This window comes from Aminobacter sp. MSH1, assembly GCF_003071665.1.
In the GTDB taxonomy this organism is placed as follows: Bacteria; Pseudomonadota; Alphaproteobacteria; order Rhizobiales; family Rhizobiaceae; genus Aminobacter; species Aminobacter niigataensis.
Map to the genome: position 1 here is coordinate 227,166 of NZ_CP026265.1, position 24,764 is coordinate 251,929.

General features: G+C 64.5%; 25 protein-coding genes. 7 read left to right on the plus strand and 18 right to left on the minus strand.

Translation table 11 applies throughout. The annotated features are described in order from the left end of the window. Nucleotides 1–3: 3 nt before the first annotated feature. The 3 genes from CO731_RS01150 to CO731_RS28535 are packed head-to-tail and all read right to left on the minus strand — an operon-like array spanning nucleotide 4 to nucleotide 1,981. On the minus strand, nucleotides 4–309 hold the full coding sequence (locus CO731_RS01150) for a DUF2849 domain-containing protein (protein WP_108605583.1): 306 nt from the start codon (nucleotides 307–309) through the stop codon (nucleotides 4–6). Beyond that, nucleotides 306–1,757, minus strand: coding sequence for a siroheme synthase CysG (gene cysG / locus CO731_RS01155; protein ID WP_108605584.1), 1,452 nt, complete (start codon nucleotides 1,755–1,757; stop codon nucleotides 306–308). The genes CO731_RS01150 and cysG overlap by 4 nt, the downstream gene beginning before the upstream one ends. Then, complete coding sequence (locus CO731_RS28535) at nucleotides 1,754–1,981, minus strand: hypothetical protein (RefSeq protein WP_159091515.1); 228 nt, start codon at nucleotides 1,979–1,981, stop codon at nucleotides 1,754–1,756. The genes cysG and CO731_RS28535 overlap by 4 nt, the downstream gene beginning before the upstream one ends. A 222-nt stretch (nucleotides 1,982–2,203) precedes the next feature. On the opposite strand from CO731_RS28535, the gene CO731_RS01160 reads away from it, so the two are divergent. Together CO731_RS01160 and ybaL are read left to right on the plus strand one after the other, a co-directional pair. Then, nucleotides 2,204–2,653 (plus strand): host attachment family protein, encoded by a 450-nt coding sequence (locus CO731_RS01160; RefSeq protein WP_108605585.1) that lies wholly within the window; start codon nucleotides 2,204–2,206, stop codon nucleotides 2,651–2,653. Between the two features lie 194 nt (nucleotides 2,654–2,847). Then, complete coding sequence (gene ybaL, locus CO731_RS01165; RefSeq protein ID WP_108605586.1) at nucleotides 2,848–4,650, plus strand: YbaL family putative K(+) efflux transporter; 1,803 nt, start codon at nucleotides 2,848–2,850, stop codon at nucleotides 4,648–4,650. 57 nt (nucleotides 4,651–4,707) lie between these two features. Here the strand turns inward: ybaL and CO731_RS01170 are convergent, their stop codons facing one another. The 5 genes from CO731_RS01170 to CO731_RS01190 all read right to left on the minus strand — a co-directional run bounded on the left by CO731_RS01170 (nucleotide 4,708) and on the right by CO731_RS01190 (nucleotide 9,520). Continuing rightward, on the minus strand, nucleotides 4,708–5,049 hold the full coding sequence (locus CO731_RS01170; protein WP_108605587.1) for a DUF6616 family protein: 342 nt from the start codon (nucleotides 5,047–5,049) through the stop codon (nucleotides 4,708–4,710). An 85-nt stretch (nucleotides 5,050–5,134) separates the two neighbouring features. Continuing rightward, nucleotides 5,135–5,653 carry a MarR family transcriptional regulator gene (locus tag CO731_RS01175; RefSeq protein WP_108605588.1) on the minus strand — a complete coding sequence of 173 codons (519 nt, stop codon included), beginning with the start codon at nucleotides 5,651–5,653 and terminating at the stop codon, nucleotides 5,135–5,137. 228 nt (nucleotides 5,654–5,881) lie between these two features. After that, complete coding sequence (locus tag CO731_RS01180; protein ID WP_108605589.1) at nucleotides 5,882–6,736, minus strand: hypothetical protein; 855 nt, start codon at nucleotides 6,734–6,736, stop codon at nucleotides 5,882–5,884. Between the two features lie 188 nt (nucleotides 6,737–6,924). Continuing rightward, nucleotides 6,925–9,120 (minus strand): transglycosylase domain-containing protein, encoded by a 2,196-nt coding sequence (locus CO731_RS01185; protein WP_108605590.1) that lies wholly within the window; start codon nucleotides 9,118–9,120, stop codon nucleotides 6,925–6,927. 166 nt (nucleotides 9,121–9,286) lie between these two features. Then, a complete protein-coding gene (locus CO731_RS01190) occupies nucleotides 9,287–9,520 on the minus strand; it encodes a hypothetical protein (protein ID WP_108605591.1) in 234 nt (77 codons plus the stop codon). Between the two features lie 259 nt (nucleotides 9,521–9,779). Here CO731_RS01190 and CO731_RS01195 point away from each other — a divergent pair, with 259 nt between their 5' ends. Beyond that, on the plus strand, nucleotides 9,780–10,169 hold the full coding sequence (locus CO731_RS01195) for a hypothetical protein (RefSeq protein WP_199914531.1): 390 nt from the start codon (nucleotides 9,780–9,782) through the stop codon (nucleotides 10,167–10,169). An 86-nt stretch (nucleotides 10,170–10,255) separates the two neighbouring features. Beyond that, a complete protein-coding gene (locus CO731_RS01200; protein ID WP_108605592.1) occupies nucleotides 10,256–10,708 on the plus strand; it encodes a pyridoxamine 5'-phosphate oxidase family protein in 453 nt (150 codons plus the stop codon). Between the two features lie 18 nt (nucleotides 10,709–10,726). Here the strand turns inward: CO731_RS01200 and CO731_RS01205 are convergent, their stop codons facing one another. From CO731_RS01205 to CO731_RS01225, 5 genes are all read right to left on the minus strand, one after another. Continuing rightward, complete coding sequence (locus CO731_RS01205) at nucleotides 10,727–10,927, minus strand: hypothetical protein (protein ID WP_108679397.1); 201 nt, start codon at nucleotides 10,925–10,927, stop codon at nucleotides 10,727–10,729. A 36-nt stretch (nucleotides 10,928–10,963) separates the two neighbouring features. Continuing rightward, a complete protein-coding gene (locus CO731_RS01210; protein ID WP_108605593.1) occupies nucleotides 10,964–11,212 on the minus strand; it encodes a hypothetical protein in 249 nt (82 codons plus the stop codon). A gap of 71 nt (nucleotides 11,213–11,283) precedes the next feature. Further along, the gene (locus CO731_RS01215) at nucleotides 11,284–11,583 is read right to left on the minus strand and encodes a hypothetical protein (protein WP_108605594.1); all 300 of its coding nucleotides are present in this window, start codon (nucleotides 11,581–11,583) and stop codon (nucleotides 11,284–11,286) included. Between the two features lie 82 nt (nucleotides 11,584–11,665). Next, nucleotides 11,666–12,283 carry a ribonuclease D gene (locus CO731_RS01220; protein ID WP_183263008.1) on the minus strand — a complete coding sequence of 206 codons (618 nt, stop codon included), beginning with the start codon at nucleotides 12,281–12,283 and terminating at the stop codon, nucleotides 11,666–11,668. 77 nt (nucleotides 12,284–12,360) lie between these two features. Continuing rightward, nucleotides 12,361–13,749: a M20/M25/M40 family metallo-hydrolase gene (locus CO731_RS01225; protein ID WP_108605596.1), complete on the minus strand. Its 1,389-nt coding sequence runs from the start codon at nucleotides 13,747–13,749 to the stop codon at nucleotides 12,361–12,363. 777 nt (nucleotides 13,750–14,526) lie between these two features. Here CO731_RS01225 and polA point away from each other — a divergent pair. Both polA and CO731_RS01240 read left to right on the plus strand, forming a co-directional pair. After that, nucleotides 14,527–17,505, plus strand: coding sequence for a DNA polymerase I (polA, locus tag CO731_RS01235; protein ID WP_108605598.1), 2,979 nt, complete (start codon nucleotides 14,527–14,529; stop codon nucleotides 17,503–17,505). A 1-nt stretch (nucleotide 17,506) separates the two neighbouring features. Next, nucleotides 17,507–18,136, plus strand: coding sequence for a LysE family translocator (locus CO731_RS01240; RefSeq protein ID WP_108605599.1), 630 nt, complete (start codon nucleotides 17,507–17,509; stop codon nucleotides 18,134–18,136). On the opposite strand, the gene CO731_RS01245 is transcribed toward CO731_RS01240, so the two are convergent. From CO731_RS01245 to CO731_RS01260, 4 genes are all read right to left on the minus strand, one after another. Then, a complete protein-coding gene (locus CO731_RS01245; RefSeq protein ID WP_108605600.1) occupies nucleotides 18,133–18,546 on the minus strand; it encodes a Fur family transcriptional regulator in 414 nt (137 codons plus the stop codon). The two genes, CO731_RS01240 and CO731_RS01245, sit on opposite strands and share 4 nt — an antisense overlap. Nucleotides 18,547–18,760: 214 nt before the next feature. Then, nucleotides 18,761–19,813, minus strand: coding sequence for an L-glyceraldehyde 3-phosphate reductase (gene mgrA, locus CO731_RS01250; protein WP_108605601.1), 1,053 nt, complete (start codon nucleotides 19,811–19,813; stop codon nucleotides 18,761–18,763). 55 nt (nucleotides 19,814–19,868) lie between these two features. Next, entirely contained in the window at nucleotides 19,869–21,011 is a 1,143-nt protein-coding gene (locus tag CO731_RS01255) for a Gfo/Idh/MocA family oxidoreductase (RefSeq protein WP_108605602.1), read from the minus strand. A 10-nt stretch (nucleotides 21,012–21,021) separates the two neighbouring features. After that, nucleotides 21,022–21,768, minus strand: coding sequence for a sugar phosphate isomerase/epimerase (locus CO731_RS01260; RefSeq protein ID WP_108605603.1), 747 nt, complete (start codon nucleotides 21,766–21,768; stop codon nucleotides 21,022–21,024). 491 nt (nucleotides 21,769–22,259) lie between these two features. On the opposite strand from CO731_RS01260, the gene CO731_RS01265 reads away from it, so the two are divergent. Then, nucleotides 22,260–23,321, plus strand: a complete 1,062-nt coding sequence (locus CO731_RS01265) for a LacI family transcriptional regulator (RefSeq protein WP_108605604.1) — start codon at nucleotides 22,260–22,262, stop codon at nucleotides 23,319–23,321. Here the strand turns inward: CO731_RS01265 and gndA are convergent. Continuing rightward, on the minus strand, nucleotides 23,318–24,736 hold the full coding sequence (gndA, locus tag CO731_RS01270) for an NADP-dependent phosphogluconate dehydrogenase (protein ID WP_108605605.1): 1,419 nt from the start codon (nucleotides 24,734–24,736) through the stop codon (nucleotides 23,318–23,320). The genes CO731_RS01265 and gndA overlap by 4 nt on opposite strands. Between the last annotated feature and the right edge of the window lie 28 nt (nucleotides 24,737–24,764).

Below are 24,764 nucleotides of genomic sequence, written 5' to 3' on the forward strand. Positions count from 1 at the left end.
GTCTCAGGCGGCACCGGCCGAGGGCCGGGCCTGCTTGCCAAGGTCAAGGCGGTTGGTCGGGCCGGCGGCGCGGATCGCCTCGCGCAGCCTCAGGGGGCGTATGGTGCCGCCGACCAGCGACACGTCGATCAGGTTGACGTCGACCACCTCGTTGTTGTCGTGGGCGGCCTTGCCTATCGCCTCGAGGCGGGCTTCGCCGGCCTTGTCGTCGACGGTCTCGGCGACATCGATGGTCTCAGCCCAGGTGCCGTCGGCTGCGAACCATACGGCCTCGCCGTCGGTCAGCCGGTTGGCGGTAAGGATCTTCATGCCCTGCTTCCTTCGAGCGCCGCACGCGCGGCCTGTTCGTGCCTGTGTGCCGCCAGCGGCTCGGAAAGTTCGAAATTGGCGCCGGCGACCGCATCGCCGATGATGGTCATGACAGGTCCATCGAGATCGCTGCGCGCTTCGAGCGACGGCAGGTCGGCGAGCGTGCCATGGAAACGGCGGCGGTTCTTCAGGCTGGCATTCTCGACGACGGCAACCGCCGTGTCGGGCGACAGCCCGGCATCGATGAGGCGCCCGGCGACATCGGCAGCGACCGAGCGGCCCATATAGACGGCAACAGTGGCGCCCGAGATGGCGAGCTTGGCCCAGTCGGGCAGCGAGCCGCCCTTGAGGTCGTGGCCGGTCGTGAAGACCATCGAAGAGGTGACGCCGCGCAGCGTCAGCGGAAGCTCGAAATCGGCGGCAGCGGCGAAGGCCGAGGTGACGCCCGGCACGACCTCGTAGGAGACGCCGGCATCGCGCATCGCCTGCATCTCTTCGCCGGCACGGCCAAAGACCAGCGGATCGCCCGACTTGAGGCGCACCGCGCGCTTGCCTGCCCGGGCCAGTTCGACCAGCAGGTCGTTGATCTCGGATTGGGTCTTGGAATGGCAGCCCTTGCGCTTGCCGACCGGCAGGCGTTCTGCGTCACGGCGGCCCATCGAGATCACCGCCTCGGGCACCAGCGCATCGTGGACGATGACGTCGGCTTCCATCAGCAGGCGATGGGCGCGCAGGGTCAAAAGGTCCTCGGCGCCGGGACCGCCACCGACGAGCGCGACATGCCCTTTGGCTTCGCCGTTTCGAAGCAGCAGCTCGGTTGCCGCGTCATGCGCCTGGGCCAACGTACCGTTGTCCAGTGTCCGGGCGGGGGCGCCTTCAAAGAACTCGCGCCAGAAGCCGCGGCGGACATTGCCCTTGGGCAACAAACGCTCGACGGAATCACGGAAGCTGGCACCCAGCGTGGCCAGCGCGCCAAGCTGGGGCGACAGCATGCGGTCGATGCGAGCGCGGATCATCTGGGCGAGGACCGGCCCTGCGCCTTCAGTACCGATGGCGACGACTACCGGCGCACGATTGACCAGCGCGGGCGTGAAGAAATCGCAGAGTTCAGGACGGTCGACGGCGTTGACGACGATGCCAAGCTCGCGTGCGTCCTGGGAGATGCGGCGATCGAGCGCTTCGTTGCCGGTCGCGGCGAAGACCATGACGGCACGACCGATCAGCGAGGCGTCATAGGCAGCGTGAATGCGGGTCGCGCCGTTGGCGGCAATCCAGTCGCGGAGCTGCGGCTCGACATGATCGGCGATGATGCGGATTTCGGCGCTCGACTGGCCGAGCAGCCGCGCCTTGGCCAGCGCCTCGTCGCCACCGCCGACGATGACCACGGCTTCGCCTTCGACCTTGAGGAAGATCGGGAAGGCGTTCAACTTGGCGGCGGCTTGAGTCATGACGCGAGGGTTTCCGGAATACCCGTCATTTCTAGCCGCCATTGCTGCGCTGCAGAAGAAATGCACTCGCGCGCGTCGAGATGGGAGGCAATCGCTTTTGCCCGCGCCCCAGCCCGAGGAGAAAAATATTCCACCGCGGCGATGCCAGGGTATTTCAATCCCTGCCTCGCTGCTGCGGCCATTGGCAGCCGGCTGCCTCTGCGAAGCCCGACAATCGCCTGCATTCACCGGGTCCGCGGCCAGGTGCCGCCCGCACAGATCGCCAATCCATAGTGCTTGCTCGCAAGGAAGACGATGGTGCCCCGAAACGCGTTTTTCCTAATTTCTACCAAATTAGTAGAATTACGGGCAGATGCCCTTCGCCGCCATCGCGGCCGTCATTCGGAACCGTGCCGTCGCCCCCGCGTTCACCAAGCGGGGACGATGCGGACAAGAAGGAGCACGAGATGACGCACATCAATCTGAAGCACGGGATCTGGGTGCTGGTGGCAGATGGCGAAAAGGCGCTGTTCCTGAAGAACCAGGGCGACACCAAATATCCGAACCTTGAGGTCGTGCGCGAGATGGAGCAGGACAACCCGCCGACGCGCGAGCAGGGCAGCGATCGCCCCGGCCGCTACAGCGACGGCCCTTCGATCCATCGCAGCGCGGTCGACGACACCGATTGGCACAGGGTCGCCAAGGAGCGCTTCGCCGACGAAATCGCAGCTCGCCTGTACAAGCTCGCCCATGCCGGCGATTTCCAGGAGATCGTACTGGTGGCGCCACCCCTGGTGCTCGGCGAATTGCGCAAGAAGCTGCACAAGGAAGTCGATGAGCGCGTCTCAGCCGAAATTCCGAAGACGCTGACCAATCACAGCGTGTCCGACATCGAGACGATCCTGATGGCGGCCTGACCCGCAGAAGTAATTCCCCAGCAACCAGGCGAGGAGTGCCGGCAGCGATGCCGGCACTTTTTTTCGGCACGAGCCAAGTTTCTTGGCCGCACAGGGTTGCGCATGCTGACCTGCGTCCACCATATTGGAAATGCAGCGGATTTCACCGCCGCACCCCACACAATTTTGACTTTCCGAAAGGTGCCGCCGGGACAATGCCGCATGACACGCCCCTCATCGCTACTATCGTCGCCGGTCTGGGGCTGGCATTCATCTTCGGCGCACTCGCCAACCGCTTCAGAGTGCCTCCGCTCGTCGGATATTTGATCGCCGGCGTGCTGGTAGGGCCGAACACGCCCGGTTTCGTCGCCGACCAGGAGCTGGCACTGGAACTCGCCGAGATCGGCGTCATCCTGCTGATGTTCGGCGTCGGCTTGCATTTCTCGCTCAAGGACCTGTTATCGGTGCGCGCCATCGCGGTGCCCGGGGCGGTCGTGCAGATTTCCTTTGCCACGGTACTTGGCGTCGGCCTCGCCTGGATGCTCGGCTGGTCGCTGGGCGCGGGCCTCGTCTTCGGCCTGGCGTTGTCGGTCGCCTCTACCGTGGTGCTTCTGCGCGCGCTGCAGGAGCGGCGCATGATCGAGACCGAGCGCGGCCGCATCGCCGTCGGCTGGCTGATCGTCGAGGACCTGGCGATGGTGCTGGCGCTGGTGCTGTTGCCGGCGCTGGCCGGCGTGCTCGGCGGCGAGCAGCAGGCATCGCAGGCGCCCAACATCCTCGCGCTGGGCTTCGACGTCGGCGTATGGGGCGTGCTGGGCATCACGCTTGCCAAGGTCGCGGCCTTCGTCGTGCTGATGATGGTCGTCGGACGCCGCATCATTCCGTGGCTGCTGCACTACGTCGCCCATACCGGCTCGCGCGAACTGTTCCGCCTGTCGGTGCTTGCGATCGCGCTCGGCGTCGCCTTCGGTGCCGCCAAGCTGTTCGGCGTGTCGCTGGCGCTCGGCGCCTTCTTCGCCGGCATGGTGATGAGCGAGTCCGAACTCAGCCACCAGGCGGCCGAAGAGACGCTGCCGTTGCGCGACGCTTTCTCGGTGCTGTTCTTCGTCTCGGTCGGCATGCTGTTCGACCCGACCAGCCTGCTCAGCAACACCTGGCCGATCCTCGGCACGCTGTTCATCATCCTGATCGGCAAGTCGGTCGCGGCCTTCCTGATCGTCATCGCCTTCGGCTACCCGATCGCAACGGCGCTCATCATTTCGGCGAGCCTGGCGCAGATCGGCGAGTTCTCCTTCATGCTGGCCGGCCTCGGCGTTAGCCTCGACCTCTTGCCAGAGCAGGGCCGCGACCTGATCCTGGCAGGCGCCATCCTGTCGATCGTGCTCAATCCGCTGGCCTTTGCCGGCGCTGCCAGGCTGAAGCCCTGGCTCGAAAAGCGCGCCGGTATCCCCGAAGCCGTCGAAGCCGTCCCGATCGGCCCGGCGACCGAACCCGGCGAGGTTGCGACCACGACGACCGTGCCTGTGAAGGACGACGAGGACGCGCCGCCGCCGACCAAGCTGACCGGCCATACGATCCTGATCGGCTACGGCCGCGTCGGCTCGCTCGTCGGCCAGTCCCTGAAGGCCGCCGGAATGGAGTTCCTGGTCATCGAGGACGCCGACAAGACGATCGCCAGGCTCAAGGCCGAGGGGATCGAGACTGTCGCCGGCAACGCGGTCAAGGGCGAGGTCTTCGCCTCCGCCAATGCCGCCGGGGCCAGACGGCTGATCCTGGCTATCCCCAATGCCTTCGAGGCCGGCCAGATCATTCTCAAGGCCAAGGCCGCCAATCCCGCGATGGTCATCATCGCACGCGCCCATTCCGACGCCGAGGTCGACCACCTCACCGGCCTTGGTGCCGACAAGGTGATCATGGGCGAGCGCGAGATCGCGCGCGGGATCGTCGAGCAGGTGATGGCAAATGCCGGCACGCCGCCGGCCGGCGAACCGGAGCCAGGCGCGCCGGTAGCGGCCTGACCGGCCGGAGGGTTCGAGCAACCAGGCCCGACGGGCCCCGTGTCGGCATAATCAGCTTCACCTGCTGGCGGCGAGCTGGGCGAGATGGCCGGGCAGATCGGTGCCGGGTCCAGACGCATTGATCGTGTCGAAATAGTCGTGCCATCCCGATGCGGCGATGCCCTGCAACAGCGCATCCAACGCGGCATTGTCGGGGAAGCTCCAGATGGCGAAGAAGCGATACGGCGCAGGATGCATCTTGGTGGCATCGGTTTCGCCCAGTGCGATGGCCTCGACGCCGAGCGCCGACAGGGCAGCCATGCCGGCACCTATGGCCTCGAAGAAGGCCTGCCGCCCGGCGGCGTCGAGCGCCTGCCATGCGGGTTTCGGGGTATAGAGCTCGGCCAGATAGTGCGCCACGGTGTTTCCTTTCGATAAAGCGCTGCCCACGGCCACGGGATGCGGCCGCACACGCGGGATTGATGGGGGCGGTGGGAGACCGGGTTCAGCCCAGGTTGGCTGCCTCGGCCTGTGTCACGGCGGGATCGAGATTTCGCCAGACACGGCGCAGCAGATCGCCAAGCACTTGCCTGTCGTCGGCGCTGAAGCCGGCGAACAGCGTGGCGATCCACTTGGTATGCTCGTCGAACAGGACACGCGCCGCCGCCTGTCCCTTGGCGCTGAGGCGCACCGAGACCTTGCGGCGGTCCTCAAGACCCGCATGGCGCGCAAGGAAACCGTCGCGTTCGAGCCCGTCGAGCAGCCCGGTGATCGTCGCGCGCGTGACGCCGGCGCGCTCGGCCAACTCGTGTGGCGAGAGCCCGTCAGGGTGATCGTGCAGCAAGAACAACAGCACGAACTTGCCCTCGGAAAGCTGATGCGGGGCAAGGCGTGCGGCACAATCCCGGTCGATCGCCGACGATAGCGCCAGAATTTCCAGGCACAGCCGCAAGCCGGTTTCGGGCTGGCCCCGGCGCTTGGCTTCGTCCAGTAAAGCGAGGTGTTTTTGCTCAAGCATTGTCATATGTCGCCATATAGTATGTCGCCGTATTATATGTCAATCGGCGCCTGACCTCGCCCCAGGCAGTCAGAAATACGCGAGATCGCCCGCGCCATCGACGGGGGATGGTGGAAGGCCGGCGGACACCGTCCCGTGCCCCAAGCCTCGCCGACTGAATCGGCCTGCGCAGGTCCAGGCAAGCAAAAGCCGCACAGTTGCCTGCGCGGCTTCGTTTTGCGTCTGAAGTGGCGGTCAGCCGCCGACGAGTGGCAGGACGAAATTCGGCCGGTAAGTGTCCATCGTGGCGCCGTTGCGGTCCTCGTCGAGCAGCGTTCCGCTGCCGAAGCTGGCGCGCAGGCCGACCGTGAGCTTGTGCAGGTCCAGGCTATCCGACGCCTCCGATATCGAGACGTTTTCATACTGATAACGACCGAAGACCGACCAAGGGGTGTCGGTGAAGCGGTAGGTCGCCTGGAGAGCCAAGGCGACGACGTCGAAATCCAGCTCCATGCCGCCCTGGCTGATATTCATCCGGTGGAAGCCAAGCTCGGCGTCGAAGCGCAGGTTGTCCTGCGCAAAGTAGCGCGCCACGCCGCGAATGCCCATCAGATCGACGTCGAAGGGCAGCCCGTCAGCTTCAAGCCCACCGTAATAGGCCTGGCCGTAAAGGGTGACGTTGCCGAAATAGACCTGAGCCTCGGGACCGACCTTCCAGTCCCAGATATCCTGGTCGGGGCCACCATCGGAGAAGCCATAGGTCTTGACCTCGGCGAAGCCGCCAACAGCGTAAGATGCGGGATCGCGCCAGTTGAGATGCAGGACCCCGCCGATGCTGTGCAGCCTGGTGCCTTCGATGTCGATGGCATCGACGGTGAGGTCGCCCTGTGCGTTCCAGCGCTCGGCGAAGGGCACGTTGATGCGCACGGCGCCGCCATAGGCCCAGATGTCACCGTCGTCGAATTCATCGAACCACACACCGCCGCCGTAGATTTCACCATAGCCCGAGATCTGGCGGACGACCGTGTCGTCGACCGGCGCCAGGGCATCTGCTGCAAATGCGGATGTGGTCAGCGCTGCAAGGCAGACGCTTGAGAGAAGAGTCTTCACGGATGGCCCCTCGCCTGAGATTCGATGAGGGAATCCTATATCTCTAAATTAGCGATTCGTAATAATAGGAGCACCTGACAGGCCACAACCCTGGCGGGTTTTCCCCGACCTGAAGCATTCGGGCAACACTATGTCCGCGGCTGAATTCCGTGGGCAGTGCGGACACAGTTGCCGGATGGCCGGGGCGTCTAGTTGCCCAGCAGAACGTCAAGGATCGACGTTTCGCGGCGCTGGACCGGGCCGCCAACGTCGGCGGGCGGCACCGGGCGGCGTATCGAAGCCGTCGGCTCCTGCGACATGCCAGTTGCATCGCCGACCTGCTGCCGGACAGGCTGGGGTGCTGCCGGGAAGGTGTCTTCGTCGAGCGGCTGGTCCTCGACTGCGACAGCGGGGGCCGCAGGCTGCGGCGTCCAGGAGCCCGGCAACGCAGCCACCGGGACGCCCTCATGCGCGGCGACCATGAATTCATGCCAGGCCAGCGCAGGCAGCGCGCCGCCGGTGACCTTCTTCATCGGCTTGCCGTCGTCGTTGCCGAACCACACGCCGGTGGTGAGGTTGGCGGTATAGCCAACGAACCAGGCGTCGCGCGAATTCTGGCTGGTGCCGGTCTTGCCGGCCGCCGGCCATGCGAAGGCAGCCTTCTTGGCCGTGCCCTCCTCGACCGCGCCGGTCATCATCGCGTTCATCATGCCGACCACTTCGGGGCTGATGACGCGTGGGCCACCGCCCGAGGTGTTCTCGTAGAGCACGTTGCCGTCAGCCGTGGTGACGCGGCGGATCATGTGCACTTCGGGGCGGTAGCCGCCATTGGCGAACGGCACATAGGCCGCCGTCAGCTCCAGCGGCGTCACCTCGGAGGTGCCAAGCGAGATCGAGACATTGGGCTGGAGGTCGGATTCGATGCCCATGCGATGGGCTGCCTCAACGACCGCGTTGGGGCCGACTTCCATGGCGAGCTGTGCTGCTACCGAGTTCAACGACTTCGCCAACGCGGTCTTCAGCGTGACCCGGCCGAAATATTTGCCGTTGTAGTTTTCCGGCGTCCATTTGCCGATCTTGATCGGCGCGTCGTTGCGCATGCTGTCGGGCGTACGGCCCTGCTCGAGGGCTGCCATGTAGACGAACGGCTTGAAGGCCGATCCCGGCTGGCGGCGCGCCTCGGAGGCGCGGTCGAACTGGCTGGTCGAATAGTCGTAGCCGCCGACCATGGCGCGCACGGCACCGGAATTGTCGATCGACACCAGCGCGCCCTGACTGACATTGAGCTTCTGGCCGCTCTCGTCGATCAGCCGGCGGATCGACTTCTCGGCCAGGTCCTGCAACGTCATGTCGACTGTGGTGTCGACGATGATGTCGGAGCGCACCTCGCCGATCAGGCCAGGCAATTCTTCCATGACGCGGTCGGCGACATAGTTTTCCGAACCGGTCCAGAACGAGGCGGCGCGCGTTGCCGGCGCGCTCATCGCCGTCTTCAGCTCCTTCTCGCCGATCATGCCCTCGCCGCGCATCGCCCCCAGCACGAGCTGGGCGCGGGCCTCTGCGGCCTTGGGGTCGCGCGCCGGCGACAGGCGCGACGGCGCCTTGAGCAGGCCGGCGAGCAAGGCAGCCTCGGCCAGCGTCACGTCGCGCGAGGACTTGCCGAAATAGCGCCGCGAGGCAGCTTCGACACCGTAGGAGCCCGAGCCGAAATAGACCCGGTTGAGGTACATTTCGAGGATCTGGTCCTTGGTGTGCTTCTGCTCCAGCCACAGCGCCAGGAGCACCTCCTGCACCTTGCGTTCCAGCGTGCGATCGGGCTTGAGGAACAGGTTCTTGGCGAGCTGCTGGGTCAGCGTCGAGCCGCCCTGGGTGAAGCGCCCGTGCAGGACCCTGGTCGACAGCGCGCGCGCAAGGCCGATCGGATCGAAGCCGAAATGCGAATAGAAGCGGCGATCCTCGATCGCCATCACGGCCTGCGGGATATAGGGCGACATCTCGTGCAGGCCGACGGCCTCGCCGCCGGTCATGCCGCGATTGGCGACCAGCCTGCCGTCGACACCGATGATCTTGATGTTGGGCGAACGATCGGGGATGGCCCAGGTCGTCGAGCTCGGCATCTTGGCGCCGTAATAGACGACGATGCCGGCGGCAGCGATGCCGCCCCAGATGGACAGCACGAAGCCCCAGTAGACCAGCCGGCCAAAGATGCCGAAGATGCCTCGTTTGGGTTTGCTGGACCGTCCACGCGATGTCGACCGCGTCTTGGAAGACTTGCGCTTGGTCGGGGCCTTGCGGCGGCTGGGCACGACGCGGTCCTCCTCGCGCACCGAAAAGACATCGTCCTCCGCCTCATCGCGCGGTCCATCGAAGCTGGGCTCGATGCGTCTGTCTTTCCGGTTCGCCATACCTGTTTGTCCGGCCCCCATGCCAATGGCGTTCCGGTTGAACAGTAAATGCGGCGATTTAAGGAGGGATTAAGTGGCGGCGCCTGCGTGCCCACAGGCAAGGCAGTGGATATCATGCCAAGGCCGCCGACCTTCTCGGAGGCGGCGGCCGTGGAATTGCCAGAAATCAACCCGGAATCGGATCGTTCGGGCGCGGGTCGTTCGGCTTGTCGGGGCGATCCGGCCGGTCGCTGCTCTTGTAGCAGGGGCTCGACGGATCGTTCTTGTTGCAGCAGTTGCTGCTCTCAAGGTAGCGCGGATCCTTCGGCTTCCATTCGCAGCGGCGTATTTCGGTCGACTGACATGCGGTCACGGCGGAGGCCGCGACCACGGCCAGGATGACATTGCGTAGTGCACTCATGGGTTCTCTCCTTTGAAACAGATTTGTCCACCTCACGAAGCTTGGTCGGCTCCAGGAGAGAAAAGGTTCAAAGGAGGGTGCAGAATATTTGCGTCTGCCTGAAAACAGGTGCCGCTGGCGGAAAAGCATGAGCTCACAAGAGCTGCCGACATCTGCCCGCTCGATTAGTTCGACCTTGACCGGAACGAAGCTTCCTCGGCAGCCGTTTAGCTCATGGCGGCATTCGACCGCCTACTAATAACAATAAGGAAATATTGACATGAAACGCATTGCACTTGGACTTGCGACCGCGCTCACGGCTATCGGCATGACAGCCGGACTGGCCTTTGCGGCCGAACCTGCAATGATGACGAAAACCGCGAAGGGCAATATCTACACCGACGCTCAGGGCATGACGCTCTACACATTCGACAAGGACAAGGCCGGAACATCGGCCTGCTACGAGGAATGCGCGACATCCTGGCCCGCACTCAAGGCTGACGCCGGGGCAAAGGCCGACGGCAAATGGACCATCGTGGACCGTACCGACGGTACCAAGATGTGGGCTTATGACGGCAAGCCGCTGTATACCTATGCCAAGGACAAGAAAGCCGGCGATATGAACGGCGAAGGCATGGGCGGCGTGTGGCATATGGCCAAGGCCAGCTAGCCGCTGATTGTCAGTTGACGGCGGCGTCTCCGGGCGCCGCTATCTGGCCAAGACAAGACATTGTAACGGACCGGCCGAGGCGCAAGATGATCGTGCAGGAGACGACGCGAGAGGAAAATATCTCGTTCCTCTCATCAAGGCGATTTGGACGGCTGGCCTGTGCCAAGGACAACCAGCCCTATCTCGTTCCCTTCCACTACGCGGTGTCGGAAAATCATCTGTACGGCTTTTCAATGCCCGGACAGAAGATCGACTGGATGCGCAAGAACGCTCATGTCTGCGTCCAGGTCGACGAGTTCAGCGCAAATCGCGAATGGCGAAGCGTCATCGTCTACGGTGTCTATGAAGAGATGCCGGACACACCACAATGGCAACGCAACCGGAGCCACGCCTTGTCGTCCCTTCAACAGCACGCCAACTGGTGGGAGCCCGGAGACCTGAAGCCAGCGTCAGCCCCACCCGCAACAGCAGTCCTTCCGGTGTTTTTTCGCATCAGGATCGAAAGCCTCACCGGCAGGCATGCATTTGACCAAGCCTGATCAGGCTTGAGCGCGACTTCACGGCCCGATTGTCTTGTTGAGCGCGGCCGAGATGCGCTCGCGCAGGAGTTCGGCCATGTCGGTGTCCATGTGCAAGCGCACGCGGCCGCCGCGCGCGTCGACCAGCGTCACCGCGACCCCGTCAAGGGTAGGCTCCCTCGCCGGCTCGACGGCCGTGACCATGAATTCGTGCTCTTTCTGATCGGGTCTCTCGGCCATGGCTGTTCTCCCAGGCTGGCAACGCCGAGCATACGCTCATTCTTCGTCTTCGTCGCCGCCGGGTGCCGCCCACGAATGCGGGGCGATGCGCTTTTGGGTATCGCTGTCGACATAGGCCCACCAGCCCTCGTCGGTTTCGTCCCACTGCCCGCCGGCCGCCTTCAGCCGCGCCAGGGAGCGGTACTGGGCGAGCGATTCATTTTCCTGGCCGTCGCGGTCGGTCCAGTAGACCGTGACCTTGGAACCGTCCGTCGGGGCGGTGGCGATGGGTGTCTTGGCGCTCATGCGGATCCCTCAGATTTGCGAACCAACGATAGCCGACCGCGCGGCCTGGTAAAGCCACGCGGCGGCAAAACTCATCGACGGGTAAGCAAAGCCGCGAGCAAGCCGAAAACGGCGACGCCGACAAGTGCAGTCGTCATCGGATTGTCCTGGGCGGTCTTCTGCGCCGCGCGCGCCTGTTTGCGCATCACCGGCAGGGCCTCGGTGAAGCGGTCGTAGAAGCCGTCATAAAGTTCGGAGGCACTATCGCGGCCTTCCGCCAAGGCACTTGCACTGCGCTTGGACATCGCCTTGGTCAGCGATGCGACCTGCTTGGTGAGCTGGGAAACCTGCGCTTCGAGTTCGGTCTGGATTTCTTCACGAGTCGTGGCCATTCGGGTGCGTCCTTTCATCAGGTAACGCACCCCAAACGGCCAAGCCTGTCCGTTCGTTCCCTCGACAGAACCTGCCGCTGCGTCAGCTATGGGCGAAAATGTCCTCTTCGTCCCAGCCCATCAGGTCGAGCTTCGCCCGGACGGGCAGGAAGCGGAAGCAGGCCTCGGCCTCCTTGGTGCGGCCGTCGCGCTCCAACCTGCCGGCCAGCACGTCGCGCAGCCGATGCAGGTAAAGCACGTCGGATGCAGCATATTCGAGCTGCTCGGGCGACAACGTCTCGGCTGCCCAGTCCGACGACTGCTGCTGCTTCGACAGGCTGACGCCGAGAAGCTCGTTGCAGATGTCCTTGAGGCCGTGGCGGTCGGTGTAGGTGCGGGTCAGGCGCGAGGCGATCTTGGTGCAGAACACCGGCTCGGCCATGACGCCGAAGGCGTTGTAGAGCACGGCGATGTCGAAGCGGCCGAAATGGAACAGCTTGGTCACCTTGCGGTTCCTGAGCAGGCTCGTCAGGTTCGGCGCCTTCTTCTGCCCGGGCGCGATCTGGATCACGTCGGCGGTGCCGTCGCCCGGCGAGATCTGAACGACGCAAAGCCGGTCGCGATGCGGGTTCAGCCCCAGCGTCTCGGTGTCGATGGCGACCGCATCGACGTCGTAGTGCGTGAGGTCGGGCAGGTCGTGCTTGTGAAAGCGGATGGTCATCATTGTCTCCGATCGCGGCTTGGCTTCTCACTTGCCGCGATCGGAAGAAAAATCAACAGAAAGTTGATCTTAAGCGGTCACGAACGGGTCAGCGCATCGAGAATGCGGGCCCAAGAGCGCTGGCCCTTGTGGAACGAGGTCAGGTCGTACTTCTCGTTGGGCGAATGGATGCGGTCGTCGGGCAGGCCGAAGCCGACGAGCAGCGATTCCATGCCGAGATAGGTCTTGAAGTCGCCGACGATCGGGATCGAGCCGCCGACGGCGATCATCACGGCCTGCTTCGACCATTCGTCGGTCAGCGCGTCCTTGGCCTTGTTGAGGAACGGCGAGTCGTAGGACAGCTGGATCGCCGGCGAACCGCCATGCTTGTCGAACTCGACGCTGCAGTCGGCGGGAATGCGCGCGCTGACGAACTCGCGGAAGGCGGCGCGGATCTTTTCCGGATCCTGCTTGTGGACGAGGCGGAACGACACTTTGGCCGAAGCCTGGGCCGCGATCACGGTCTTGAAACCCTTGCCGGTGTAGCCGCCGATGATGCCGTTGAACTCTGCCGTCGGACGGGCCCAGACCAGTTCGAGCACCGAACGGCCCTTTTCGCCCGAGGGAATGGACAGGCCGACCTCGCCCAGGAACTTCTCCGCGGTCTCGCCAAGCGTTTCCCACGACTTCAGGATCTGCGAAGGGGTTTCCTCGACGCCGTCATAGAAGCCGGGGATGGTGATGCGGCCGGTGTCGTCGTGGATGTCGGCCAGCACCTTGGCCAGGATGCGCACCGGGTTGGCGGCGGCACCGCCATATTCGCCCGAATGCAGGTCGCGGTCGGCGGCATGAACGGTGATCTCCTCGCCGACGAGACCGCGCAGGGCAATCGAGATGGCAGGCGTCTCGCGGTCCCACATGCCGGTGTCGCAGACCATGGCGAAATCGGCCTTCAGCTCTTCCGAATTGGCGTCGAGGAACGGCTTGAGCGACGGCGAGCCGGACTCCTCCTCGCCCTCGAACAGGAGCGTGATCTTGCACGGCAGGCCGCCATGTACCTCTTTCCAGGCGCGGCAGGCCTCGACGAACAGCATCAGCTGTCCCTTGTCGTCGGACGAACCACGGCCAGTGATGACCTTGCGGCCGGGCTCCAGTTCCTTGACCTTGGGATCGAACGGATCGGCTTCCCACAGATCGAGCGGGTCGACCGGCTGGACGTCGTAGTGGCCGTAAAACAGCACATGCGGCGAACCGGCGGGGCCGTCATGGTGGGCGACCACCATCGGATGGCCGGGCGTGTCGCGGACGCTGGCCTCGAAGCCGATCGACTTGAGGTCGGCGACCAGCCATTCGGCGGCCTTGCGGCAATCGCCTGAAAAGGCCGGATCGGTGGAGATCGACTTGATGCGGAGCAAGCCGAACAGGCGCTCCAGCGACTGGTCGAGATTGTTGTCGAGACGGTCGAGGACCGGCGAGAGAGCGGACATTGGGGTGCCTTTCGATTCTTCTGCGGCGCAACCTAATTGGCCAAAGAGAAAACGAAAAGCCGGCAGGATTGGGCCAACTGCCAAGGCTGCGCAAACCATCGCGGCAATGTCGGGACAAAAAAGTGCCGCCGTGGTGGAGGGGGGAGCCACGGCGGCACATTCTTCAAACGGTGCGGCAGCCCGGAGAGGGGGATGAGGCTGCCGCAGGGTCCGGATAGGCGGGGGACGGGCCTGAGACCGGACTTCGGCAAAAACTGCCGATGCCCATTATTTGTTCCTTTGAACATGGCGATTCAAGGGCACGAAGATTACACTTTTGTAACATGCGCGTGATCGCCCGGCGCGCGCAGCCAGCCCTGCCATCGCCCGCCGATGTATTCCTCGGCCGGTAATACGCCGGGTGTCCCGGGCATCGAAATCGTCGTCATGGATAGTGACGGAAGTGCTCACGAGGGCATTGTCGAAAACACCCACCGAAAGATGGCCGATGTTGGTGACTGGGCTGAATTCTTCCCCAGCGTAATGTGCTCGTGGGTGATCTTGATAGCGACTTGAAACATACCATCGCTCTCGCGCCGTAGCCGCCATTGCAACGGCATCGCAGAGTAAAAAGCTTCTTCATGGTGTGCCGGGCCAAAACCGGTTCCCCGAGCGCGGGGGCGGGCCGGCCGACCGGCACCGGCCGCGGTCCAGCACGGGCAAAGGACTTGTCAGTAGACGGCGGCAGGGCCAGCTTGACCATGGACAGCCGCGCTATGCCAAGCTACCCGTATCGCCATGAAAAAAGGCGATCATCTCTTCCTTGTCGACGGCTCCGGCTACATCTTCCGCGCCTATCATGCGCTGCCGCCGCTGACCCGCAAGTCCGACGGCCTTCCGGTCGGTGCCGTCTCAGGTTTCTGCAACATGTTGTGGAAGCTGATGCTCGACGCACGCAACACCGAAGCTGGGGTCGTGCCGACGCATTTCGCGGTCATCTTCGACTATTCCTCGAAGACCTTCCGCAACGAGCTCTACCCCGAGTACAAGGCCAACCGCTCGGCGCCGCCGGAAGACCTGATCCCGCAATTCGGCCTGATCAGGCAGGCGACCAAGGCGTTCGAGCTGCCCTGCATCGAGATGGAGGGTTTCGAGGCCGACGATTTGATCGCCACCTATGCCCGGCTCGCCTGCGAGGCCGGCGGCGACACCACCATCGTCTCCTCCGACAAGGACCTGATGCAGCTCGTCGGTCCCAGCGTGTCGATGTACGACCCGATGAAGGATCGCCAGATCAATGTCCCCGAGGTCGTCGAGAAGTGGGGCGTGCAGCCCGAGAAGATGATCGACCTGCAGGCGCTGACCGGCGACTCGGTCGACAACGTTCCGGGCGTGCCCGGCATCGGCCCGAAGACGGCGGCACAGCTGCTCGAACAGTTCGGCGACCTCGACACGCTGCTCGCGCGCGCCGCCGAGATCAAGCAGGACAAGCGCCGCCAGTCGATCATCGACAACGCCGACAAGGCGCGCATTTCGCGCGAGCTGGTGCGGCTCAAGGTCGACGTGCCGGTGACCGACGTGCTCGAAGACTTCGTGCTGCAGCCGCCCAACGGGCCGAAGCTGATCGGCTTCCTCAAGACGATGGAATTCACCTCGCTGACGCGCCGCGTCGCCGAGGCCACCGGCACGGAGGCCGGCGAGGTCGAGGCTGTGCCTGTCAGCGTGCAGTGGGGCGCTGACGCGCATGGGCCTGACGTCGGTTCGGGAGCGGCACCGGCGGCGACCGCCGCGGCTCCTGCAGCGCGTGCGAACGGAGGCAACGCTGCAGCTGCAGCCCCCTCGTCCGCCTCTGCCGAAAGCGGCAACGTGCACGACACTCCCACCGCCCTCGCCAACAAGATCGCCGAACGGGCAGCCTCGCAAAAGTTCGACCATGCCGCCTATGTCACCATCCGCGACCTGGCGACCCTGAACAACTGGATCGCCGAGGCAAGACAGGCCGGCGTCGTCGCCTTCGACACCAAAACCACCTCGCTCGACCCGATGCAGGCCGAACTGGTCGGCTTTTCGCTGGCAATGGCACCCGGTCGCGCCGCCTATGTGCCGCTGGCCCACAAGAGCGGCCGCGGCGATCTTCTCGGCGGCGGACTGGTCGAGAACCAGGTACCCGTGCGCGACGCGATCGCCGCACTCAAGGCGCTGCTCGAAGACGCCTCCGTGCTCAAGGTGGCGCAGAACCTGAAATACGATCTCGTGGTGCTGGACCGGCACGGCATCGACGTGCACTCGTTCGACGACACGATGCTGTTGTCCTACGTGCTCGACGGCGGCACCAATGGCGGCCACGGCACGGATTCCCTGTCGGAGAAGTGGCTCGGCCACACGCCGATCCCGTTCAAGGAGATTGCCGGTTCGGGCAGGAATGTCGTCGGCTTCGACCAGGTCGACATCGACAAGGCGACGGCCTATGCGGCCGAGGACGCCGACGTGGCGCTGCGGCTGTGGCGCGTGCTCAAGCCGCGCCTCGCTGCCAAGGGCGTGGTCTCGGTCTACGAGCGGCTGGAACGGCCGCTGGTGCCGGTGCTGGCGCGCATGGAACAGCGCGGCATCTCGGTCGACCGCCAGATCCTGTCGCGGCTTTCGGGCGAACTGGCCCAGGGTGCTGCCCGTCTCGAAGACGAAATCAACGCAATCGCCGGCGAGCGCTTCAACATCGGCTCGCCCAAGCAGCTCGGCGACATCCTGTTCGGCCGCATGGGCCTGCCCGGCGGAACCAAGACCAAGACGGGCCAGTGGTCGACTTCGGCGCAGGTGCTGGAAGACCTCGCCGCCGAAGGCCACGAGCTGCCGCGCAAGATCGTCGACTGGCGCCAGATGACCAAGCTCAAGTCGACCTACACCGACGCCCTGCCCGGCTTCATCAATCCCGAGACCAAGCGCGTCCACACCTCCTACGCGCTCGCCGCCACCACGACGGGACGGCTGTCGTCGTCGGACCCGAACCTGCAGAACATCCCGATCCGCACCACCGAAGGCCGCAAGATCCGCACTGCCTTCATTGCCGACAAGGGCAACAAGCTGATCTCGGCAGACTACAGCCAGATCGAGCTGCGCGTGCTTGCCCATGTCGCCGACATCGGCCAGCTCAAGCAGGCCTTCGCCGACGGCGTCGACATCCATGCGATGACGGCGTCCGAGATGTTCTCGGTTCCGGTGGAAGGCATGCCGTCGGAGATCCGCCGTCGGGCCAAGGCGATCAATTTCGGCATCATCTACGGCATCTCCGCCTTCGGCCTCGCCAACCAGCTGTCGATCCCGCGCGAGGAAGCCTCCGACTACATCAGGAAGTATTTCGAGCGCTTCCCCGGTATCCGCGCCTACATGGACGAGACCAAGGCGTTCTGCCGCGAGAACGGCTATGTCGAGACCATCTTCGGCCGGCGCATCCACTATCCGGAAATCCGGTCGTCCAATCCCTCGGTGCGCGCCTTCAACGAACGCGCCTCGATCAACGCACGCCTGCAGGGTACAGCAGCCGACATCATCCGCCGCGCCATGATCCGCATGGAGGACGCTCTCATCGCCGCCAGACTGTCGGCTCGGATGCTGCTGCAGGTGCACGACGAACTGATTTTCGAAACCGTCGAGCACGAGGTCGAGGCAACCATCCCCGTCGTCCGCCATGTCATGGAAAACGCCGCCATGCCGGCGGTGTCGATGTCGGTGCCGCTGCATGTCGACGCCCATGGCGCCAACAGCTGGGACGAGGCGCATTGACATGGAGTTCGCGACGTCGTCGGACGCGGCGACGCTCGCCTCCTTCGCCCTGACGTCGCTGATCATCGAGCTGACGCCCGGGCCGAACATGACCTACCTTGCGCTGGTGTCGGCCGGCGAAGGGCGCCGCGCCGGCTTCGCCACCGTGGCCGGCATCGCGCTCGGCCTCGCTGTCCTCGGCATTGTCGCGGCGCTGGGCGTCACCGAACTGATTCAAGCTTCGAACCTGCTCTATGAGGGCCTGCGATGGGCCGGCGTGTTGTTCCTGCTGTTTCTCGCCTATGAGGGCTGGAGGGGCCAGGCCGAGGTCGTCGCTACCGACAAGGACGCCGACCGGCGCTACTTCATGCGCGGGCTGGTCACCAACCTGCTCAACCCGAAAGCTGCGGTGTTCTATGTCGCGGTCCTGCCGACATTCATCGTGGCCGAACGGCCGGTGCTGTCGCAGACCATCACGCTCACCGCAATCTATGTTGCGGTTGCGACCGTCATCCATGCGCTGATCGTCACGCTGGCAGGGACGCTCGAACCATTCCTCAACGATAGCAGGCGCGAGCGCATCGCGCGCCGGACGCTGTCGGCTCTGCTCGCTGCGGTGGCTATCTGGTTTGCGTTCTCGACGGCGCGTTAGGCGGCAATCGCGGCGCATTTGGCGCAGGTGCCGCGGAACTCTATGACCGCCTTCTTGGCGACGAAGCCGGTCGAGCCGACCCAGTCGTCGAGGCGCTTGCCGATCGTCTCGTCGGAAATCTCGGTGACCTGGCCGCAGGTGTCGCAGATGGCGAAGGCCGTCATGCGATGGTTGTGATGGCTGTGGTCGTGCGGCTCGGAGCAGGCAACGAAGGCGTTCAGGCTTTCGAGACGGTGAACAAACCCGTCCTTCATCAGCGATTCAAGCGCACGATAAACCTGCAGCGGCGCGCGGAAGCCCTCGTCGCGCAGCTGGTCGAGCAGCGTATATGCGCTGAGCGGCCCGGTCGCCGCTTCGAGTTTCTCCAGAACCTTCTGCTGGTTCTTCGTCAGCGTAGCCCGCGCCGCCATTCCTTTACCTTTCCCTGCCCGGCACACGTGTCGGGCGGCACCTTTCCTCGCCCGGGCAGGACCCAGGCGGAACAATCCATCGCCCCAAGATGGCGATTGGACATCGGTTTTGCTAGCGCGTCCGGCCGGCAAAGACAATGTTCGGCCCACCAGCCCCGAAAGCAAACGGCGGGAACTCCCGCCGCGTGCACGCTCGGAGCTTTGGCGCGCCGGCCTACTTCTTCTGCCGCACCGGGCCTTCGCGCTCGGCCGAGCGTGCCCAGAGGTTGATGTCGGCGTCGCGCGCATACTGGTCGATCTCGGCCAGTTCGGCGTCGCTGAAGGCGAGGTTCCTGATCGCTCCGACGCAATCCTCGACCTGCTCGGGACGGCTGGCGCCGATCAGCGCCGAGGTCACGCGACCGCCGCGCAGAACCCAGGCCAGCGCCATCTGAGCCAGCGTCTGGCCGCGGCGCTCGGCAATGGCGTTGAGCGCGCGGATGTTGGCGAGCGTCTTGTCGCTGAGGAAAGCCTGCCGCAACGACTTGCCCTGCGATGCGCGGCTGCCCTCGGGAACGCCCTGCAGGTACTTGCCGGTCAGCATGCCCTGGGCCAGCGGCGAGAACACGATCGAGCCGATGCCGAGCCCGTCGAGTGCGTCGAGCAGGCCGTCGTCCTCGACCCAGCGGTTGATCAGCGAATAGCTCGGCTGGTGGATCAGGCAGGGTGTGCCGAGCTGGCGCAGGATGTCGGCGGCCTCGCGCGTGCGCTGGGCGTTGTAGGACGAGATGCCGGCGTAGAGCGCCTTGCCCGAGCGCACGGCATGGTCGAGCGCGCCCATCGTCTCCTCAAGCGGCGTCTCGGGGTCGAAGCGGTGCGAATAGAAGATGTCGACATAATCGAGCCCCATGCGCTTGAGGCTCTGGTCGAGGCTCGCCAGCACATATTTGCGGCTGCCCCACTCGCCGTAAGGCCCCGGCCACATGTCGTAGCCGGCCTTGGTCGAGATGATCATCTCGTCGCGAAGGCCGGCGAAATCGGTGCGCAATATCTCGCCGAATGCCGTTTCGGCCGAGCCGGGCGGTGGGCCGTAATTGTTGGCGAGGTCGAAATGGGTGATGCCGAGGTCGAAGGCCTTCTGGCAGATGGCGCGCTTGGTCTGGTGCGGCGTGTCCTCGCCGAAATTGTGCCACAGGCCGAGCGAAATCGCAGGCAGCTTGAGGCCCGACCTGCCGCAGCGGTTGTAGACCATGTTTTCGTAGCGGTTTGCGGCCGGCTGCCAGGTCATGATGGTGTCCTCGAAAAAGGGGAATCGGCGGATGGCGCCGTCCCCTACTCTTAGCCTATTTTGCCATTGCCAGCAGCCCCCTCGCAGCGGCGGGCCCCAGCGGCGCGGGCCGCTCGCAAGTGGTCTGCATCTCGACGAACTTCTTCGTCTCGCCCGACTTCAGGATGCCGGTCATGATGTCGATGACGTGATTGGCGAGCTCCAGCGAACAGCGATGCGGCCTGCCCTGCATGATCGCCAGCGCCATGTCGGCGAGGCCCGCCGTGCGGTAGTTGGCCATCATGCCTTCCGGATGCTTTTCGTTGGGCACGGAGAACGGGTGGTCCCATTTCGGCAGCGTCTTCACCGGCTTTTCACCCTTGGTGTAACGCAACTCGCCGCCGAAGAAATTGGGGTCCGGCATGTGGATGGTGCCCGCCTCGCCATAGAGCTCCATCGGGGCGTGACCGCTGTGCCAGACGTCCCAGCTGGCATTGAAGGTGAACACCGCGCCGTTCTCGAACTCCATCAGCGCCAGGATCGTCGTCGGCGTGGTCACCGGGATTTTTTCGCCCGCGCGTGGCTTGGACGAAATCGTGCGTTCCTTGGCCGGTATCGACGACAAGGCTGCGACGCGGGCCACCGGCCCGATCAGTTGCACCAGATTGGCGATGTAATAGGGCCCGAGGTCGAGGATCGGCCCGCCGCCCGGCTGGAAGAAGAAGTCGGGATTGGGGTGCCACTGTTCCATGCCGTGGCTCATCACATGGCAGGTTCCGCTGGTGATCCTGCCGAGCTTGCCCGTGTCGATCAGGTGGCGCGCCAGCTGGTGCGAGCCGCCGAGGAAGGTGTCGGGTGCCGAGCCGATGCGAACGCCCTTCTTCTCGGCCCGCTTCTTCAAGTCGAGCCCGTCCTTGATGGCGAGCACGAAGGGTTTTTCCGAATAGACGTGCTTGCCGGCATCGATCGCCTGCCTGGAGACCTCGTAGTGCACCGCCGGAATGGTCAGGTTGACGACGATGTCGATGTCACCGGATGCCAGCAGCCCCTCGACGGTCTCGGCGCGCAGCTTGAATTCCTTTGCCCGGGCGCGCGCCGCGTCCATGTTGATGTCGGCGCAGGCGCGCATCTCGATGCCTTTGAACGCCGGCGCGTGCTTGAAGTAGGTCGTGGAGATGTTGCCGCAGCCAACCACCCCGACTCCGAGTTTCCTTGCCATGCGATGCTCCCTAGAAGGTCGTGGCCGCTGCGATCGAGCGACGCGCGAAGCGCTCGAAATCGGCAGGATTGTCGTGTTCCATGACGAAGTATTGTGCCGGCGTCCGGTTGCGCAATGCGATCACCAATCCCGCCCAGTCGACCACACCATGGCCGACATCCGACCAGCCGTCCTCGTCCTTGGCCTCGCCATCGGGCGCGATGTCCTTGACGTGGGCGGCCACGATACGCGGGCCGAACTCCTCGATCCAATGCAGCGGATCGTCGCCGCCGCGGATCACCCAGGCCACGTCCATCTCCCAGCCGATATCGGGCGCAGCCTCCAGGATCAGCCGTTGCGGCACGAGACCTCCGGCTACCGGGACGAACTCGAAATCATGGTTGTGCCAGGCGAAGTCGAAGCCGGCGTCCCTGGCTTTCCTGCCGATTGCGGCGAGCCGGCGGCCGAAAGCGCGCCAGCCATCCGCATCGGTCGGTCGTTCCGCCGGTTCGAGCCAAGGGCAGGCGATCAGCTTCATGCCCAGCGTTTCGGCGATGCCCTTGGCTGCGCCGAAGTCCCGTTCGAGCATGTCGATGCCGAAATGACCGCTCGGCATGGATAGTCCGTTCTTGTCGAGCTCCGCGCGGAACGCCTCCGGATTCTCGTAGACCCCGCCATACCCTTCGACCTGGGTGTAGCCGAGCGAGGCAAGCGTCTTCAGCACATCTTCCCAAGGCTGAAAGTTGCGCGCGCTGTAAAGTTGAAATGACCAGTCCATCTCGTTCGTCCGGTTGGTTGCGTATGCGGTTCATCTTGGCCAGCGCGGCATGCGTCGTCTCGACGGCAAACCCGCCCCGAAATCGGCCCGACAGCAGCAACAGCGGCCAAAAATTTACGCCGTTGCAGTCGCATCGGCTCTTATCTGTAACGTTACAGATTTGGAGCGTAAGTCAACTCGCGACCTGACGCAATGGGCAGCAAGGCCAGTGTAGTGATTTTCTTCGGGACCCGAACTAAAGAGCCTCGCCCCCGGGTCAAGAAAATCCGGCTTGATTTCGCTGTAACCGACTATTTCCGTTGTCGTATTGCCGAAACATCCGACGCAGCGCTGCGATGCCGGCTGGCAATTCTGCAGCCCGGTCCGAAGTCGCCTCAACGCTCGTTTTGGCCTTCCAGGAAATCCAAGTGCAACGTTACAGTTCTTGTCGGAAAAGCTTGCACGGTCCATGATGCAGATGCGATATGCCGATCAGTAAGGACGGCGGGGCAATGGCTATGAACGACAAGACACCGCCGGACGAAAGTGCCGCGCAGGCGGCCAGTGGCGAGGCCAGCCCACCGACGCTGAAGACCATCGCCTTCATGACCGGGCTTGGCGTGACCACCGTTTCCCGTGCACTGAAGGACGCCCCCGAAATCGGGGCGGCGACCCGGCAACGCGTGCAACTGGTGGCCAAGCAGATCGGCTATCGTCCCAACCGCGCGGGCGTGCGCCTGCGGACCGGCAAGACCAATGTCATCAGCCTGGTGCTCAACACCGAAGAGCAGATCGGCGGCTTCGTCTCCGACCTGATCTACGGCATCTCGGAGGCCCTGGCGCCGACGCCCTATCACCTCGTCGTCACGCCCTATTCGCGCACAAACGATCCGCTCGAACCGGTGCGCTATGTCGTAGAGACCGCGTCTGCCGACGGCGTCATCATCTCGCATATCGAGCCCGACGATCAACGCGTGCGCTATATGACCGAGCACGGCATGCCCTTCGCCACGCATGGCCGCACGCACATGGGTATCGAGCACCCCTTCCACGACTTCGACAACCGTGCCTATTCGCGCGAGGCGGTGGAGAAGCTTGCCGCGCTGGGGCGGAAGCGGCTGGCACTGCTCGCACCGCCCTCGAACCTCAGCTACTACAGGCACATGCGCGACGGCTTTGCCGATGCGTTGATGGAGCACGGCTTGAGCGAGGTGCCTTTCCCGACCGCCACCGTCGACCATTCGATCGAAGAGCTCCGCAAACTCACCACTGAGCTTATGCTTCGGCCCAACCGCCCGGACGGCTTCGTCAGCGGAGCGGGTGCCGGCACGTTCGCGCTGGTCGCGGGTGTCGAGGATGCCGGCTTCAAGCTCGGCCAGGATGTCGACATCGTCTCGAAGCAGACATCGACGCTGCTGCACCTGCTGCGGCCGCAGCTCTATGCGGTCAATGAGGACATCCGGCTGGCCGGCGCGGAACTTGCCCACGCTGTGCTTGGCCGCATTTCAGGACGCGACATGGCCTCGCTGCAGAGCATCAGCCACCCGAGAGCGGTGGAGGCCTACGAAGCCTAGCTTCCACTTCCCCACGGGCCGTGATGTGCGCCGGGCGCATCGATGCGCTCGAAACCGTGGGCGCCGAAGAAGTCACGCTGCGCCTGGGTCAGGTCGGTCGAGCCGCGGCCCTGGCGATAGCTGTCGAAATAGGCCAGCGCCGACGACAGCGCCGGCACCGGCAATCCGGCCTCGGCGGCACGGGCGACGATGCGGCGGAGCGAAGGATGCGCCTTGCCCATCATCTCGACGAAGGCCGGCACCATCAGAAGATTGGTCGACGGTTCGGCCTTGCCGAAGGCTTCGGCGATGGTGTCGAGGAACTGCGAGCGGATGATGCAGCCGGCGCGCCAGATCTTGGCGATGGTCGGCATCGGCAGGTTCCAGCCGAACTCCTTCGAGGCGCCGGCCATCACGGCAAAACCCTGCGCGTAGGCAGCGATCTTGCCGGCAAACAGTGCCAGCTCCAGGTCCCCGAGCACTTCGTCCCGGCTGCCTGCGAACTTCAGCGTGTTGGCGCCATAGGCCTTCTCCGCCGCAAGCCGTTCGTCCTTCATCGACGACAGCACGCGCGCCGCCACCGCCGCCTCGATCGCCGTTGCCGGAATGCCAAGCTGCTGCGCCTCGATGACTGACCACTTGCCGGTGCCCTTCTGGCCGGCGCGGTCGAGGATGATGTCAACCACCGGGCGGCCGGTCGTGGGATCGTCGGCTTCGAGTACGGATGCGGTGATCTCGATCAGGTAGGACTCCAGCCTGCCCTTGTTCCAGCCGGCGAATACGAGCGCGATCTCCTTCGGCTTCATGCCGAGGCCGTCGCGCAGGATGCCGTAGATCTCGGCGATCATCTGCATGTCGGCATATTCGATGCCATTGTGGATGGTCTTGACGAAATGTCCGGCACCGTCGGTGCCGAGCCAGGCCGCGCATGGCTCGCCCTTGAACTTGGCCGATATCGCGGTCAGCACGTCTTCGACGCGCGTCCAGGATTCAGGCGTGCCGCCGACCATGATCGAGGGGCCGTGGCGCGCGCCCTCCTCGCCGCCCGAGACACCCATGCCGATGAAGGTCAGGCCCGAGCCCTCGAGCTCCTTGAAGCGGCGCATGGTGTCGCGGAAGTTGGCATTACCGGCGTCGATGACGATGTCGTTGGCCGACATGACGCCGCGAAGCGCTGCGATCTGCTCGTCGACCGGCGTGCCCGCCAGCACCATGATGATGACCGGGCGCGGCGGGCGGATGGCCTCGGCCAGCTCCGCGATGGAGGCGCAGGGCACGATCATGTTGCGCAGGTCGCCGGCCTGTTCGACGAAAGCCTGGGTCTTCGCCGGGGTGCGGTTGAAGACGGCGATGCGATGGCCTTTTTCGGCGATGTTGAGCGCCAGGTTCGAGCCCATCGTGCCGAGCCCGATCAGTCCGATTTCGGCTTTTTCCATGGTCGCTGTTCCTGTCTGCTGATTGCTG